Consider the following 16,429-nt stretch of genomic DNA (forward strand, 5'->3'; position numbering starts at 1 on the left):
GCGAAGCCACCACGTGGCTCGCGGCACTGTCGGTGATGCGTGGTGATCGGGTTCGCCGGGGTGGGGCGGGGTCATTCGTCGGTGACCTGCCTGCCCGTGTCCTGGACGGGGCAGCTGCCGGAAACCGCGCAGTGACGGCAGCCGTCATTGCGCATGGCCAGGTAGCTGGGGCCGCGGGTGGAGGTGGCGGCGTCATGGATGGTGGTGCGCCAGGTGTCGAGGGCTTCGGCATCGAGCGGATCCTGCATGCGCTGGGTGGCGCCCTCCTTGCTGGGTTTGGCGACGTACACCAGGCGCGCGCCGCCCGGTTCGCCCAGAGCGGGGGCGTCTGCCACCGGGGCAGCGCTACCGATGGCGTCCACGGCATCGGTATCGGGACCTCCGGTCGCGTCCTCCACGCCGACGCGCATATCCAGCGCCCCGAAGGCGGCGGCGACCTGGTAGGTGGCGAGCTGGGCGTGATCGGCGGCGGCCTGTTTCGAGATGGGTGTCTTACCGGTTTTCACGTCGACGATGACGAAGCGGCCGAAAGCGTCGCGTTCCAGCCGGTCCACCCGGCCCTTGATCCGAACCGGAGGCTCGTCGGTCGTGCGGGCGGGCAGTTCACAGTCGACGCTCACCTCGACCCCGGCCTGGGTGAGTTCCCCTCGGGTATTGCGCACCCACGCCATGAAGGTTTCCAACATCGCCTCGGTGCGGCGCAATTCCTGCCGGGAATGCCAGCCGGTACCGGGATCGATGGCCTGCCATGCCCTGTCCAACGCGGCACGCACCTGGGCTTCGGGGACACGGCCCGCGAGCGCCTGCACCAGTGTGTGCACCAGATTGCCCTTGACCGCGTGCGGATTGTCGCCGTCGGTGCCGCCGTGACGTTCCAGTGCCCAGCGCAGCGGACAGGTGCGCAGCATTTCCACCGTGGACGGCGAGAGCGCGACCGCGGTCTCGTCATCACCCCACAGTGGACGCGGTGAGCTGAGTCCGCCTGTGCCGTACCACTGCTCGGGGTGGGTGCCCGGCACCCCCGCCTCCGCCAATCTGGCCAGCTGGTGGGCCGCGCGCTTCCTGCGTTCGGGGTCGGCCTCGTCGTCGCAGACCACCCCGCGCAATTCGGCGACCAGCGCGTGCATCACCAGGGCGCGGCCCGGATCGGCGATCGGCAGTGCGCCAGGCTCACTGTCGTCGTCGTGGCCGAGCAGTTCGCCGAGGAACCGGGATGGCACCAGATCCCTTTCCCCCGACACCGATTCGACCGCGGTGACCAGCAGCGACCATCGGGCCCGGCTGCACGCGACGAGAAGGAGTCTGCGTTCCTCGGCCAGAATCGGGGCCGCGCGGCTCAACTGTTCACCCGACGGATCGATGCCCGCGGTGAGGTCGACCAGATCCTCGGTGTGCAGCAGGGTGCCGCGCGGGCGCGGGTTCGGCCAGATCCCTTCCTGCACGGCCGCCACCGCGACGACATCCCATTCCCTGCCCGCGGCGGCATGCGCGCTGAGCAGCGCGATCGCCTCACCCGGCGCGGTCAGTGGCGCGGTGTCCTGTGGGATCTCCTGCTGGACCAGATATTCGACGAACCCTTCGATACTCGCGCGCGGCAACCGGTCGACGTAGGCCGCCGCGGCGTCGAAGAGTCCTACGGCGGCATCGAGATCCCGATCGGCCTGCATTCCCATCGCGCCACCGCGTTCGGATTGCCCGAGCCAGCGCCGCTCCAGGCGCGAGGCGATCCACAGCGCCCACAGCACATCTTCCAGACCCGCGCCGTCGCTCCTGGCCTTGCGGGCCTTGTCCAGCGCGTCGATGACGCGTTTCAGCGGAGCCGCTTCGACCTCGGTCAGGCCGGAGAGCAGGTCGCGCTCGCCCATGTCGACGAGCAGGGCGCGCAGTACTTCGGCGGAGGACCGGTCCGGCGGGGAGTTCCGTTCGGCGTCAAGGACATCACGTTCGGAAACATCGCGTTCGGAAACATCGCGTTCGGGGACATCGCTTTCGGGGACATCGCTTTCGGGGACATCGCTTTCGGAGAGGTATTCGAGCCATTCGGGGTGCTCCGGCGCGCCACGGTATCGAACCGCGCTCATGTCGGAGGGCGTCTCGGCTTCCAGCCCCCAGTCCGCCTCGTTGTCGTGCCAATCGGATTCGCCGGCCGACCATTCGGGTTCGTAGGCGGCCCATTCGGGTTCCCTACCCGCCGGATCGTTGTCGTCGCCGGACGCCGCGGCGGCCTCGGCACCGGCTACGTAATCGGCCTGTTCCCAGTCGGATTCGCTGATATAGCGTTCGTCGTCGATCGGCCCCTCAGTCAGGTTCTCACCGGAAACACCCACGCCGCGAGCCGATTTCGCCTTGCGTTCGGAGTCGCGCACACTGCGCCGGATACCGCGACGCAATCTCCGCAGGCTGATCTGGTCGGCGCCGCCGAGCGGGCCGCCGAGCAGATCCAGCGCATCCTCGGCGGAGAACAGTTCGGTCGAGGCGCGCGGGCCCCGCTCCCCCGCCAGCACCGCGCGCAATGCCAGCAGCATCCAGGCCGCGCCGCGCCGCCGGGCCAGCGGCACGTCCAGCGCGGGCTGTTGCACGGGGACGCCCGCAGCGAGCAGTGCGCGGCGCAGGGGTGCGAGCGAGAGCGGGACCGAACGGACGATCACCGCCATGCGCGACCACGGCACACCCGCCGTGAGGTGGGCCCGCCGCAAATGATCGGCGATCAGCGCCGCCTCCTTGGCGGGCGTGGCCAGTACCCGGACGCGGACGGCCGCGCCGCCGTCCAGCGGTTCCGCGTCCCGCGCGGGCGGGGAGAACCGTTGCGGCCCGCTGCCCGGCAATCTCGCCGCGACACGGGCGACCGCAAGACGCACCGGCGCACTCGCCCGATGACTCTCCCGCAGCACGATGCGCCGCTGCGGCGGAATGTCGAGGTCGGTGAGGAATCCGGAATCGGCACCGCGGAAGGTGAAAATGCTCTGATCCGGATCTCCGGCCACCACCGAGGTGTGGGTCGAGTCGCCGATCACGCGGACGAGCAACGCGGCCTGCGGATCGAGATGCTGGGCATCGTCGACGAGCAGATATCGAATCCGCGATCGCTCGGCGGCGAGGAGTTCGGCATCACCGGCGAGCGCGTCCAGTGCCGCGCCGACCAGTTCCGCGGCATCCAGCGCGGGCGCGGTGGCCTCCGGGGCTTCGACCCCGACCGACCAGCGCAGCAGCATCGTCTGCTCGTAGCGCATCGCGAACCGGCCCGCGGCCACCCATTCCGATTTATCGTGCTCGCGGCCGAGGCGCACCAGATCCTCCGGGCCGAGTCCGCGTTCGGTGGCCCGCAGCATGAGGTCGCGCAACTGCTCGGCGAAACCACCGAGACCGAGTGCGGGCCGCAGTCGCTCCGGCCACAGACCGGTCGCTCCCGCGGCGATGTCGGTCAGATCCCCGCGCAGCATCTCCCGCAGAACCGCGTCCTGTTCGGCACCGGTCAGCAAACGCGGCGGCGGATTGCCGTGCGCGGTGGCATGCCTGCGCAGCACCGAGAAGGCGTAGGAGTGCAGGGTGCGCACCAGCGGCTCCCTGGTCGCGCCCGGCACGCCGCCCTGGTCTGCCAGGCGCATGGTGACCGCGTCGCGCACGGCGCTCGCCGCCTGCTTGGAATGGGTCAGGACCAGCACCGATTCCGGATCGACTCCGGCCGCGATCCGTTCGGCCGCCAGGTCGATCAACAGCGCGGTCTTCCCGGTCCCCGGTCCGCCGAGCACCTGCCACGGACGCCACCCCGGGCGGATCGGCCCACCTTCGGCATTGGCCTCGAACAGCGGGCGCACCTCGGCGCCCCAGAGCCTGGCCCCGGGCGCCGCCGCGTTCCGGCGAACAAGTCGCACCGCGCTATCCGATCGCACCACGCGGGCTATTGCAACAGACGCGACCGACAGTCCGGGCCGCCCCCCACCTCTGTGAGTTGCCCGCCTGCCCGCGCCGAGCAGAATAGTCGGGTGTCGATACTTCACGTGCACCGTTTCGGTCCCGCCGCCGGACCACTCGTTCTCGCCCTGCACGGGCTGACCGGTCACGGCAAGCGTTGGGCGGCGCTCGCGGAGGAGTATCTCCCCGATATCCGCGTGATCGCCCCCGACCTGCGCGGCCACGGCCGCTCGAGCTCGCTGCCACCGTGGGATTTCGAACGGATCGTCGCGGATCTGGTCGACCTGCTCGCGGCCGAAGCCGAGGAGCCGGCGCTGATCGTCGGACATTCGTTCGGCGCGGCGACGGCGGTGCATCTGGCCCATCGGCATCCGGAACTGGTACGCGGCCTGGTACTGCTCGATCCGGCCATCGCCCTCGACCCCGTTCGGCTCGACGAGATCGCGCACAACACACTCGCCCACCCCGACTACGCGAATATCGACGATGCCAGGGGTGACAAGCTGGCCAGCGCCTGGGCCGACGTCGCCCCCGCGCTGCTCGACGCCGAACTGAACGAACACCTGATCGCGACCGGTGACGGTCGCGTCGGCTGGCGTATGAGCCTGCCCGCCATCACCTCCTACTGGGGCCAGCTCGCCCGCGATTTCGTCCTGCCGCCCGCCGATCTGCCGACCGTCCTGGTGCAGGCGATGAAGGTGCGTCCGCCGTTCGTGACCCCGGAGTTCCGCTCCGCCCTCACCGCGCGTCTCGGCGAACGGCTCACCGTGCGCGAATTCGATTGCGATCACATGGTCGCCCAGTCCATGCCCGCCGAGACGGCGGCACTGGTGCGCGCGGCGCTCGGCTGAGCGATGCCGACGTCCGACGCCGAGATCGAAGAGGTCCGCGCCCTGGTCGGCCGCATTCCGCGCGGTGCGGTGGCCACCTATGGCGATATCGCCGCCGCCGCGGGACTTTCCACCCCGCGTACCGTCGGCTGGATCATGCGCACCGATTCCGCCGATCTGCCGTGGCACCGGGTGATCGGGGCGAGCGGAAGGCCCGCCGCGCATCTGGCCGACCGTCAGCTGCGACTGCTCGCGGCGGAAGGGGTGCCGGTCCGGGACGGGCGGGTGGATCTGGGTGCCGCGCGTTTCCGGTTTACCGAACTTCGGGATCGGTAGACGCGGCGCGGGTTACCGTGGAGGCATGTCCACCCGCCTGGCGCGTGTCGTCTTCGATGCTGACCGGCCGCGGTCCGTCGCGGGTTTCTGGGCCGAACTACTGGGCTGGGCGGTACCCCTCGATCGATCCGACGAGGTCGATGTGGCGGCACACGATCCGGACGGCCTGGAGATCGCGCTGACGTTCCTGCCCGCAGCGCATACCAAGCAGGGTAAGAACCGCATCCATCTCGATCTGGCGAGCCGGTCACTTGACCATCAGCGAGTCCAGGTGGATCGCGCGCTCTCCCTCGGCGCCCGCTGTATCGATATCGGTCAGGGCACCGTGCCGTGGGTGGTGCTCGCCGATCCCGAGGGCAACGAGTTCTGCGTCCTGGAGCCCCGCGAGCAGTACGTCGATACCGGAGCCGTCGCGGCCATCGTGGTCGATACCCGGGATCCGGTGCGGCTGGCCGAATTCTGGTCGACCGCCTCGGGCTGGCCGGTGACCTACGGCGGTTCCGAGATCGCCGGATTGCGATCGGCGACCGGACTCGGCTGCTGGCTCGAATTCGTGCACACTCCCGAACACAAGTCCGGTCGCAACCGTCTGCACCTGGACCTCACGTCCTTCCCCGCGGACGATCCGGCCGAGGAGGTGGCCCGGTTACGTGCGGCGGGTGCGACGCCGCTGGCCGCGGGCAGTCTCGGCATCGCACCGGGACTGCCGCTCGCCGATCCCGAGGCCAACGAGTTCTGCCTACTTCGTCCCGCACCCCATTACGCGATCTGATCCGATTGTCCGCCCCGTCCGCCCCGCGCCTCGCCGTCGGCGAGGTCGCGCTGCGTCCACCCGAGCCACCGACGAATTAGCATGTCGCCCATGCTGTACCTTGCCTCCGGACGGCTCCGATGAGAGCCGCCGACGCCATCGTGCTCGCGGGCGGACGCGCCAGCCGCATGGGTGGAATCGACAAACCCGGACTCGTCATCGGAGGCCGCTCCCTGCTCGACGCGGCGCTGTCCGCCGTCGCGGGCTGCGAGCACACCGTGGTGGTCGGCCCGCACCGGCCGGAGCTGGCTCCGAACCTCCTGCAGGTGCGTGAGGTGCCGCCGGGCTCGGGTCCGGTGGCGGCGATCGACGCGGGTCTGCGCGCGTTGAACGCCGATCCGGCCCCGCTGGTGGTGGTACTCGCGGCCGATATGCCGTTCCTGACCTCCGCCGCGATCGCGGCGCTGATGCGGCGGGAGGCCGAGACCGGTGCGGACGCGGTCTTCGCCGCCGACGACGCGGGCAGACCGCAATACCTGATCGGGCTGTGGCGGCGCGCCGCGCTGGTCGCCGAACTCGCCAAACTGGATTCGCCGGTCAACCAGCCGATGAAGGCACTGATACCGACCGATACCGTCATCGTCTCGGTTCCCGGTGTCGCCGATGTGGACACCGACGACGAGGTGCTGCGGGCGCGTGCCGAAGCCGCCACCGTCACCGCCGTGGCCGGATCGTCATCCGAAGCGGGCGCCGACGATTCGGATATATCGCCTCGGCCGCCCCTGACCGTGGACGAGGCCAGGAATGTCCTGCGCAGCGATCTGTCCCGGCTCACCGCCTACCGCACGCAGTTGCGCGCGGTGCGCGGAGCGGCGCTGGCCGCACCGCTGACAGCGCACGGACCGCTGCCACGATTCGACGTGTCGGCCATGGACGGCTACGCGGTCTCCGGTGACGGGCCGTGGCGGCTGCGCCGCGATATCGGATTCGCGGGCGGGCAGCGCCCGGTCGGGCTGCTCTCGGGCGAGGCGGTGCGCATCGCCACCGGCGCGCACGTGCCCGACGGCACCACCGCGGTGCTGCGCGACGAATTCGCCGAGGTGCGGCCGGGGCATGCCCTGCACCGGCTGCCGGATACGCCGCTGCGCGAGGATATCCGCCGCCGCGGCGAGGATCGGGGCGCCGGTGACCTCGTCGCCGCCGCGTCCACCCCGGTCTCGCCCGCTCTCATTTCCGCCGCGGCCAGCGTCGAGGTCAGCGAGGCGCTGGTACGCGGCCCGGTGCGGGCGCGAATCGTGATGACGGGCGACGAGATTCGCAGCGACGGCCCCCTACAGAGCGGCCAGACCAGGGACTCGATCGGCCCCGCGCTCCCGGATATCCTGTCCTACTACGGAATTCGCACGGTGGATCGGGTGCATCTACGCGATACCCCCTCCGGATTCGACGAAGTGCTCACGGCCACAGAGGATATCGATCTGCTGGTGGTCGTCGGTGCGACGGGTGGCGGCGCGGCCGATCAACTCCGCGGCGCGATCGCTCGCGCGCAGGCCCGGCTGCTGGTGCACCGGCTGCGACTGCGGCCCGGCGGCTCCACCCTCGTCGCGGAACTCCGGTCGGGCACCACCGTGCTCGGCCTGCCGGGTAACCCGTTCGCCGCCGTCGCGACCCTGATGGCACTGGCCGCCGCCATCGTCGAGGGGCGCACCGGCGCCAGGCCGGGACGCCCGCTCACCGGGCCGCTGCACAATGCCGCGGCCATCACCGCCGCCGTCCCCCGCATCGTCCCGGCACGGATCGCGCCCTACGGCGGCTGGCTCGGCGAGCCCCAGATGAGCACGGCGCACCTCGGTGACCTCGTCGACCGGGACGGTCTCGTCCTCGTGCCCGCCCAGGCCGCCGACGGCGTCACCGCCGAATTCCTGCCGCTACCGGCCTGAATACCTACGCACAATTAAATATCCGCAATTTCCCTTCCGATCCCCTTGCCTGCTCGCTATTGTGTTGATGTTAGGCGAATAACACATCACTTCGGAAAGGACCGAGTGGAGATGGCTGAAAAGTCGAAGAAAACGCCTAAGAAAATGCCCAAGCAGATGCCGAGGCAGCAGCAACAGCAGCGCCAGGAGCAGGGCATAGGCCGAGCAGGTTCGCACGACGAGCAGCAGATGGAAGGCCGTCAGCGGCCTTCGTCGCAGCGCGACACAGAGCGCCGCCACGGCCAGAACTGATTGACCAGCATACTGCGACCGCCGGTACCGGTACCGGCGGTCGCAGTATGTTTCCGCTAACTCCCGAATAAAACGGGAAATCGAGAATCCGCACGCACCGAGTCGTAATAATCAACCCGGTGTGCGGTAACTCGGCGCGCTTTAATCACCCCGGCGTGCGACAGCGAGAATCCGGCGCAGGCGGCAGGGGCGGCGAATCTACCAGCGGCCCCACATCCGATCACCCGTTCCGAGCATCCTGCGTCGAATACTGGCGACCCGGTGGCGTGCCGCTTTGACTGACCGGATGGCTGTTCCACCCCATGCCCGCGGCTACGCGTCGTTCCGCGGTTCCGTCGGGCGCACCACCGCGGACTCCACCCCCGAGTGGACCTACCCGCCGAGCGCGCCCGCGGACGCGCCCAACATCATCGTGGTCCTCGTGGACGACATGGGTTACAGCGATATCGGTCCGTTCGGTTCGGAGATCGACACCCCGACCCTGGATCGTCTGGCCGCCAACGGCGTACGGCTCACCAACTATCACACCACCCCACTGTGCTCGCCGTCGCGAGCCGCGCTGCTGACCGGAATCAATTCCCACCGAGCCGGTTTCGGTTTCGTCGCCAATGCCGACCCCGGATATCCCGGGCTGCGACTGGAACTGGCGGACGATGTGCTCACCCTGCCGGAGATCCTACGCGCCAGCGGATACGCCACCTACGCCGTCGGCAAATGGCATCTGGTACGCGATGCCACGATGAACCCTGCGGCACACCGTGATTCGTGGCCGACCCAGCGCGGTTTCGACCGTTACTACGGCTCGCTGGAGGGTCTGAACTCCTTCTACTATCCGAACCAACTCGTCTCGGACGCCTCGGTGGTCGATATCGAGGAATACCCGCCGGACTACTACCTCACCGACGATCTGACCGATAAGGCCATCGGCTATCTGAAGGATCTGCGCGCCCACGATTCGGCCAAACCCTTCTTCCTGTATTTCGCGCACGTCGCCATGCACGGCCCGCTCCAGGCCAAACCGACCGATCTGGCGAAGTATCGCGGTCGCTACGCCGGGGGCTGGGACGCGCTGCGGCAGAACCGTTTCACCGCTCAGCTCGCCCAGGGATTGTTCCCGGCGGGCACCCGTCAGAAGCCGCGCAATACCGAACCGGGTTACGAAGCGGCCGAATGGGATTCGCTGACCGAGGACCAACAGCGGCGCTTCGCCCGGTATATGGAGGTGTACGCGGGCATGGTCGACAGCGTCGACCAGAGCCTCGGCCGCGTTCTGGATGTGGTCGAACAGCTCGGGGAGCTCGACAACACCATCGTGGTCTTCACCTCCGACAACGGGGGCACCGCCGAGGGCGGGCCGGAGGGAACCCGAAGCTATTTCGCCGAATTCGCCCATATCGATGACCCGGACTGGATCGGCGATATCCCGCACGACGAGGAACTCATCGGCACCGCGCGACTGGGCGTGCACTATCCGCGCGGCTGGGGGCAGGCGTCCAATACGCCGTTCCGCTTCTACAAGGGGCAGACTTTCGCGGGCGGCGTGCGGGTGCCGCTGATCGTGTCGTGGCCGCGCGGTCTGCCGCGAACCGATGGCGACGACGGTATCCGGCACGAGTACGCCTATGTGACCGACCTCGCGCCCACGCTGCTCGATCTGGCCGGATTGCCGCGTCCTTCGGTGCGCAAGGGGGTGCCCGCCAAGAGTTTCGACGGTGTCTCCGCGGCGCGGCTGTTACACGATCCGCGGGAGCGGACACTGCACACCGAACAGTATTCGGAGATGACAGGGCACCGGGGTTTCTACCGCGACGGCTGGAAACTGCTGTCACTGCACGAACCCGGCGCCGATGTGGACGCCCCGCGCTGGCAACTGTTCGACGTGCGCGCCGATCCGACCGAATTGCACGACCTCGCGGACCGATTCCCCGACAAGGCCGCCGAGCTCGCGGCGGCCTGGGACGAATCGGCGTGGGCGAATACCGTTTTCCCGCTGCTCACCCGCCAAGATCTCGCACGCCGCCGCCCCGAGGAGGCGCGCCTGGCCGCGCCGTTGCGCCTGCTGCCCGGCACGCCGGTCCTCGAGCGCTACCGCTCCCAGCGCCTGATCGCCTACCGCGATTTCACCATCGCCGCCGAACTCGGCGGCTATCGCACCGGCGACGAGGGCGTCCTGGTGGCGCACGGCGATCCGCTGGGCGGCTATCTGGTCTACATCGAGAACGGACGGGTGGTGCTCGGCGTCAACGGTTACGGCGTCTACCGGTCCGTGACATCCGCGCCGCTGTCCGCGGGGGCGAGCCGGATCACCGTCGATGCGGTCATCCGGCCGCGACTGCGTCAGGATTTCCTGATCGCCGTCGACGGCGAACCGGTCGCCGAACTCGCCGATCAGGTGCAGTTGGTCGGCATGTCGCCCTGGACCGGAATCTCCGTCGGCGTCGACGCCCGCGGTCCGGTCTCCTGGGATCTGCGTGCGCGCCGCGGGCCGTTCCGCTATACCGGTGACCTGCGCGCGATCACCTACAACCCCGGCCCGATCCGCGTTCCCCGCCAGACCATCGAGGCCGTGGAACGTGAGGCGGAGTTCGTGGCGGAATGACAGACGGAATGCGGTGCCGCGCCCGCACCCCTCGGGGCCATGCCCGCGAATGCCTTACCCGCGAGGTAATTGTCCAGGCGTCGGGCCGGAGTTACGTTCGGCTGGTCGCCATCGCCCCGACGGCGACCAGCATCGGAGGAACCACCCATGCCCGCCTATGGCTTCGCTCACCTGCACACTCGTCGCCCGCACCCCGACATCATCGAATACCTCGAACGCATCCAGGACACCCTCGACCCGTTCGATGGCCACTTCGTCATCCACGGCCTGCCGACGGAAGTGGTCGAGGGCACGTGGCCAGGCAGCATGGTGCTGATCGAATTCCCGGATATCGACCGCGCGCGGACCTGGTACCACTCACCCGCCTATCAGGCGATCGCACACCTGCGCACCGACCACATCGACGGCGATCTCCTGCTGATCGAGGGCGTCGGCCCGGATTACGATCCGGGCGAACGGGCGGCGAAATTGATCGCCGAGGCGGCCTCGGCGGGCTGAGACCGCGAGGGCGAGCCCGCGCTGCCCGATTTTCCGCCGATGGCTCCCGTCGGATACCGTTCACCAGGCACGATGCAGCTCTTCTTCGCTCTAAAGGATGCACCTGATGGATGACAGTTCCCTGATCTGGGACGACGGTGCACTGCTCACCATCGACCAGCGCGGACTGCCACACGAGGTGCGGGAGCTGCGTCTGCGCACCGTCGAGGAGATCATCGACGCCATCGCGACCCTTGCCATCCGCGGCGCGCCTGCCATCGGCATCGCGGGGGCGTTCGGCGTTGTCATCGCGACCGCGGCCAATACCGTCGACGGGGTGGTCGATATCGCCCGGGTCGAGGCCGAGGCCGCGCGTATCGCCGAGGCTCGCCCGACCGCGGTGAATCTGGCGTGGGCGGTGCGCCGGGTGAGCGCCGCCGTTGCGCGCGGCGCGGACGCGGTGCTCGCCGAAACCCTGGACATGCTCGCCGAGGACGGCCGGGTCAACCGCGCCGCCGCGACAAACACCGCCGACCTGGTCCGGGAACTACTCGGCGACCGGCGGCTGCGCGTGCTGACGCACTGCAATACCGGTCGTCTGGCGACCAGCGCCGTCGGTACCGCGATCGGCGCGATCCGGGTGCTGTTCGAACGCGACGCGATCGATGAGGTGCTCGTCGATGAGACCCGGCCGCTGCTACAGGGCGCCCGGCTGACCGCGTGGGAACTGGCCGAGGCCGGTATCCCGCACCGGCTCACCATCGATTCCGCCGCGGCCTGGGCCATGGCGACGGGGCAGGTCGACTGCGTCCTGGTCGGCGCCGACCGCATCACCGCCAACGGCGATGTCGCGAACAAGATCGGCACCTACATGCTGGCGCTCGCCGCACGCCACCACGGGATCCCGTTCATCGTGGTGGCCCCGGAGTCGACCCGCGACCAGAGTATGTCCACCGGAGGCGAGATCGTCGTCGAGCAGCGGGCCGCCGCGGAAGTGACCGGATTCGGCGGTGTCGCAACAGCTCCCGCCGATACCGAGGTGTTCAACCCCGCCTTCGACGTGACACCCGCCGCGCTCGTGACCGCCGTGGTCACCGAGGCGGGCGTGGTCTACCGCGGCGGCATGCCCGCCGGACACGACGGGCATGCCGCGGCGATCGCGGAACTGGCGCGCGGGCTGTACCAGCGCGGCTGGATGCCGGGCACGGCGGGCAATATCTCGGTGCGCCACGGTCGTTCGGCCGTCGTCACCGGGAGCGGCCTGTCCAAGGGTGAACTCACCGCCGACGATATGGTCACCGTCCGGGTCGCCGACTCCAGCCCCGAGGCGGGTCAGCGGCGTAGACCCTCGGCCGAGACCACGATCCACACCGCTGTCTACCGGAGCACGGATGCCGCGGCCGTGGTGCATATCCACCCGCCCCACGCGACGACGCTGTTCACGCGTACCGGCGTGCCGGACGAGATCACCACGCTGCGGATCGCCGACTACGAACTCATCAAGGGTCTCGGCGGAGCCGATCCGGACGTGATCGAGATACCGATCTTCCCGAATTGGCGCGACGTCGCGCGCATCGGCGCCGACGTCGAACGCTATCTGATCGAATATCCCTCCGCACCACCGGTTTTCGGAATAGCGGGCCACGGCATCACCGCGTGGGGGGACACTCTTGCCCAGGCCCGCGACCGTGCGGAATGCCTGGAGGCACTCTGCGAACTGGTGACCCGAACCGGACGGCGGCATGCCTTCGCCGTCGATACCGACCTTATCGAGATCGGACTGACTTGACGCTCCTGCAGATAATGGCCGCCGACAATGCCGCCGAGGTCCGGGTACGGACCACCGACGACGCGACGATCACCGCCGAATTGGCCGCGCACGGCATCGCTTTCGACCGCTGGCCGGTCGTGGACGAGGCCGAGTCGTTGACCTCCGACGAATTGCTCGCCCGCTACGCCGACAAGGTCGCGGCCCTCAACGAGTCGGGTCGCTACGAACATATCGATATCGCGAGGATCCACCCGGACGACGCCGACCCGCAGTGTCAGGCGACCGCGGCGGGCGCCAGGGCGAAATTCCTCGATGAGCACCGGCACGCCGAGGACGAGGTGCGGTACTTCGCCGCCGGGCGCGGCTGCTTCTACCTGCATCTCGGCGAGGAAGTGCTGGCCGTGGTGTGCGAGGGTGGCGATCTGCTCGCCGTGCCCGCGGGCACGCCGCACTGGTTCGATATGGGGTCCCGCCCCGATTTCATCGCGATCCGCTTCTTCGAAGAGGCGGACGGCTGGGTCGGCGACTTCACGGGCGACCGCATCGGCGCGAGTTTCCCGACCCTCGACGAACTGCTGACCGCGTCGTGACCTCCACGACCACGGCCGTCGTCCTCGATATCGAGGGCACGACCAGCCCGACCAGTTCGGTGCGGGAGGATCTGTACGGCTACACCCGGGCCAGGCTGGGCGAATGGCTGCAGGAGAACCGGTCCGGGTTGGCCGCGCCCGTTCTCGCGGCCACCAGGGCATCGGCGGGACGTCCGGATGCCGAGGTGGCCGAGGTGGCCCAGATCCTGCGCGGCTGGCTCGATTCGGACGTCAAGGCCGAACCGTTGAAGACCGCGCAGGGACATATCTGCGCCGAGGGTTTCCGATCCGGCGCGTTGCACGGCGAGTTCTTCCCCGACGTCGCGCCCGCCCTCGCCGCATGGCATGCGGCGGGGCTGCGACTGTACGTGTACTCGTCGGGGTCGGTGCGCAATCAGCGCGATTGGTTCGCCTTCGCCCGCAACGGCGAACTCGGATCCCTGGTCGATGGCTATTTCGATCTGACGACGGCGGGTCCGAAACGGGAGTCGGCGTCCTACGAGACGATCGCATCGGAGATCGGCGTACCCGCCGGGCGAATCCTGTTCCTGTCCGACCATCCGGACGAACTCGATGCCGCCGCCGCGGCAGGCTGGTCGGTGATCGGCGTACACCGCGCGGGCGAACCCCAGCACCCGCGCCCGCCCCACCGGTGGGTGGACTCCTTCGAGAAGATCCCCGCGTCGAATCGGGCAGACGCCGCTCAGGCCCCGTAGACCCGCACTTCGGGGACCCGCACTTCGGGGCGAACCGAGCCGATGCGGCCGTGCTGAACGGCGGCGAAGATGCGCCGCGCGTGTACCGCGACCGGACTGGCCGACCAAGGCGCCAGTGCCGTGGTGAACATCAGTTCGCACCAGGAAAGGGTGGGCACCTCACCCGCGACGAGCGTCGCGATGAGCGAGGTCTCGGTGTCGTGCCCGGCCCATGCCGTCAACAGCCAGGAGGCGTCCAGACGGCCGAGGAATTCCTCGGCGTCCTCGGGCGGACCGTGCGGGGCGTCCACAGCCAGATGCACCGCGGCGGCGATGGCGTGCCGCATCCTGGCGTCGATACCTACCGCGTCGTGCAGCAACAACGCCTCCAGCGCGGCGCGCAACTCCACGCCGGGATCGACCTGGGGGCCGGCCGGACCGCTACCAGCATTACGTGTCATAGGCACTCTTTCCTTCGAATCGTCGAGCATCACTACGGATCGGAGGTGGCGCTCTTGCCCGCTCTCCGTTGTCTCGCCGTCGACCAGGCTGATCAGCGATCCAGGATTCCAATCGAGCCTGCCGAAGACCTGGCACCAGTCGAGGGCCGGATTGTCTTCGGAGACCTCGATGGCGAGCGCGAGACCTGACATCGACGCGATGCACGCCAGGGTCACCGTGTCCACATCCGCTTCGGTGACGGTCAGGCGCAACGTCGCCTGCGGATATCCCGAATCCGCCCTGGCCCGTCCCGCCAGCCAGACTGCCCGCGCCGCGACGGCCATCGCACCCGCGACGGGATCTCCGTGCGGATTATCGGCGTCGCTGTCGAGGAAGGGGCCGTACCAGAGGGCTCGGCCCTCCTCTCCGCATACCGCGAAGGTTCCGTTCACGCAGTCGGCTGCCGCCGCCAACGAGATCTGGGGCATCGATTCGACCTCATCAACCATGCGCAATCGCTCCCGCAATGTTTTCGCAATCCGTGGACGTGCCGCTCACCGAATCACAGTTCTGTAAGTAATCACCTGCACTGCGATAAACGGATCAAATACGCTTCCAGGATCGTTGTCCATACAATCTCGAACATCGTCTTCGCCCTGTGAAGTACCCACACCGGCCAGGGCAACACAACCCCGTTACGGACCGCAGGGTTCGGCACCTGATACAGCAGCGCCGGTATCCGCGGGGTCCAGGCACGGGGTGCGGATGCCGAGAAAGAATTGGATCCTGCCGGGATGATTTCCGGAATCGACCCGGAACATCTGGACGTCGAGACTGAAGCACGCACCGGAGTCCGGGTCCCGCAGACGCATATGCGGACTGTCGCGCCCGTAGGTCGTTCCGCCCGTCGCCCACATGCGCCGGAATTCCGGGTATGCACCGAGTTCGGCGAGCAATTCTCCAGCCCATTCCGTATCACCGGATTGGCCGATGAGCCCGCGCAGCCAGTCCACGGTCAACGACGCCTCACGCTCCCACTCCACCATGACCCGTGTGGACAACTCGTTGCCGAAGAACCAGCGCAGGATATTGACATCGTCGACCTGTCCGGGAAATGCCGCCGCGTAGGACTCGTTGCAGGCCAGGATGTTCCATCTGGTGTCGAAATAGCAGGCCGCGTTCGGCTCGTGCACGGCCAACCCGTAGCGCATATCGTCGCTGATCTGCCCGCGCAGTTCATCGATGTCCGGAAACCGCCCCTCCGCCAGGCCTGCCAGGTCGAACAGATGCCTGCGTTCGGCATCCCCCAGCGGACTGATCCGGTCCAGATATCGAATCAGCGCATCGACGACCGCCCTGGTCGGATGATCGCGATCACCGCCCTCCAGATGGGTGATGTAGCTGGAACTCACACCAGCGGCAAATGCCAGTTTTTCCCGAGATATGCGCCGATCGTCCCGGAGTCTACGCAGCAACCCCCCGAAGGTGGGCGGTCGCAATAGATTCCCTACGCCGACGTCCGTCGTTTTGCGTGGCACAGCAATCCGCTCCCATGAAACTGTAGACGTATCAACAACTCGAGCACTCCCGCATGAACAACAGCTGAGCCGACCGCGACCGAACCGGCTCGACGACAACCGACCCCATCGTCAACTATGCGGGCACACGCCGAAAGCGCCGGATATTAAACGACATTGTTTCTATATATCAGCGGGACGCGCAGCGTGTCGGCGATATCACGGGAATGATCTTGCTCGCGAATCGCGGGTTGCCGCACCGGCATTGAACCCACTCCC

13 protein-coding genes are annotated in these 16,429 nt (G+C 68.4%); 10 read left to right on the plus strand and 3 right to left on the minus strand.

The genetic code is table 11. The features are described 5' to 3' along the window. Window positions 1–71 precede the first annotated feature (71 nt). Window positions 72–3,872 (minus strand): ATP-dependent DNA helicase, encoded by a 3,801-nt coding sequence (locus ABZS43_RS13280; protein WP_355036111.1) that lies wholly within the window; start codon window positions 3,870–3,872, stop codon window positions 72–74. Between the two features lie 111 nt (window positions 3,873–3,983). Here ABZS43_RS13280 and ABZS43_RS13285 point away from each other — a divergent pair, with 111 nt between their 5' ends. From ABZS43_RS13285 to mtnC, 10 genes are all read left to right on the plus strand, one after another. Continuing rightward, entirely contained in the window at window positions 3,984–4,763 is a 780-nt protein-coding gene (locus ABZS43_RS13285; RefSeq protein WP_355036112.1) for an alpha/beta fold hydrolase, read from the plus strand. 3 nt (window positions 4,764–4,766) lie between these two features. Further along, window positions 4,767–5,078 carry an MGMT family protein gene (locus tag ABZS43_RS13290; protein WP_355036113.1) on the plus strand — a complete coding sequence of 104 codons (312 nt, stop codon included), beginning with the start codon at window positions 4,767–4,769 and terminating at the stop codon, window positions 5,076–5,078. 25 nt (window positions 5,079–5,103) lie between these two features. Further along, window positions 5,104–5,850: a VOC family protein gene (locus ABZS43_RS13295; RefSeq protein WP_355036114.1), complete on the plus strand. Its 747-nt coding sequence runs from the start codon at window positions 5,104–5,106 to the stop codon at window positions 5,848–5,850. Between the two features lie 119 nt (window positions 5,851–5,969). Beyond that, entirely contained in the window at window positions 5,970–7,769 is a 1,800-nt protein-coding gene (locus tag ABZS43_RS13300; protein ID WP_355036115.1) for an NTP transferase domain-containing protein, read from the plus strand. Between the two features lie 111 nt (window positions 7,770–7,880). Further along, window positions 7,881–8,060 (plus strand): hypothetical protein, encoded by a 180-nt coding sequence (locus ABZS43_RS13305; RefSeq protein WP_355036116.1) that lies wholly within the window; start codon window positions 7,881–7,883, stop codon window positions 8,058–8,060. Window positions 8,061–8,346: 286 nt separating this feature from the next. After that, the gene (locus tag ABZS43_RS13310; protein ID WP_355036117.1) at window positions 8,347–10,659 is read left to right on the plus strand and encodes an arylsulfatase; all 2,313 of its coding nucleotides are present in this window, start codon (window positions 8,347–8,349) and stop codon (window positions 10,657–10,659) included. Window positions 10,660–10,806: 147 nt separating this feature from the next. Then, entirely contained in the window at window positions 10,807–11,157 is a 351-nt protein-coding gene (locus ABZS43_RS13315) for a DUF1330 domain-containing protein (protein WP_355036118.1), read from the plus strand. A 106-nt stretch (window positions 11,158–11,263) separates the two neighbouring features. Continuing rightward, complete coding sequence (gene mtnA, locus ABZS43_RS13320; protein WP_355036119.1) at window positions 11,264–12,925, plus strand: S-methyl-5-thioribose-1-phosphate isomerase; 1,662 nt, start codon at window positions 11,264–11,266, stop codon at window positions 12,923–12,925. Further along, window positions 12,922–13,497, plus strand: a complete 576-nt coding sequence (locus tag ABZS43_RS13325; RefSeq protein WP_355036120.1) for a cupin — start codon at window positions 12,922–12,924, stop codon at window positions 13,495–13,497. The genes mtnA and ABZS43_RS13325 overlap by 4 nt, the downstream gene beginning before the upstream one ends. Then, entirely contained in the window at window positions 13,494–14,213 is a 720-nt protein-coding gene (gene mtnC, locus ABZS43_RS13330; RefSeq protein WP_355036121.1) for an acireductone synthase, read from the plus strand. Before ABZS43_RS13325 ends, mtnC begins: the two co-directional genes overlap by 4 nt. Here mtnC and ABZS43_RS13335 read toward each other — a convergent pair. Together ABZS43_RS13335 and ABZS43_RS13340 are read right to left on the minus strand one after the other, a co-directional pair. Beyond that, window positions 14,201–15,142 carry a hypothetical protein gene (locus ABZS43_RS13335; protein ID WP_355036122.1) on the minus strand — a complete coding sequence of 314 codons (942 nt, stop codon included), beginning with the start codon at window positions 15,140–15,142 and terminating at the stop codon, window positions 14,201–14,203. The genes mtnC and ABZS43_RS13335 overlap by 13 nt on opposite strands. A gap of 186 nt (window positions 15,143–15,328) precedes the next feature. Next, window positions 15,329–16,171, minus strand: a complete 843-nt coding sequence (locus tag ABZS43_RS13340; RefSeq protein WP_355036123.1) for a helix-turn-helix transcriptional regulator — start codon at window positions 16,169–16,171, stop codon at window positions 15,329–15,331. Between the last annotated feature and the right edge of the window lie 258 nt (window positions 16,172–16,429).

Origin of the sequence: Nocardia sp. NPDC005366 (genome assembly GCF_040606855.1) — a bacterium.
In the GTDB taxonomy this organism is placed as follows: Bacteria; Actinomycetota; Actinomycetes; order Mycobacteriales; family Mycobacteriaceae; genus Nocardia.

Coding starts and splice junctions, on each gene's coding strand:
- ABZS43_RS13290 (WP_355036113.1), top strand. CDS start 4,767: ATGCCGACGTCCGACGCCGAGATCGAAGAGGTCCGCGCCCTGGTCGGC.
- ABZS43_RS13295 (WP_355036114.1), top strand. CDS start 5,104: ATGTCCACCCGCCTGGCGCGTGTCGTCTTCGATGCTGACCGGCCGCGG.
- ABZS43_RS13300 (WP_355036115.1), top strand. CDS start 5,970: ATGAGAGCCGCCGACGCCATCGTGCTCGCGGGCGGACGCGCCAGCCGC.
- ABZS43_RS13305 (WP_355036116.1), top strand. CDS start 7,881: ATGGCTGAAAAGTCGAAGAAAACGCCTAAGAAAATGCCCAAGCAGATG.
- ABZS43_RS13310 (WP_355036117.1), top strand. CDS start 8,347: ATGGCTGTTCCACCCCATGCCCGCGGCTACGCGTCGTTCCGCGGTTCC.
- ABZS43_RS13315 (WP_355036118.1), top strand. CDS start 10,807: ATGCCCGCCTATGGCTTCGCTCACCTGCACACTCGTCGCCCGCACCCC.
- mtnA (WP_355036119.1), top strand. CDS start 11,264: ATGGATGACAGTTCCCTGATCTGGGACGACGGTGCACTGCTCACCATC.
- ABZS43_RS13335 (WP_355036122.1), bottom strand. CDS start 15,142: ATGGTTGATGAGGTCGAATCGATGCCCCAGATCTCGTTGGCGGCGGCA.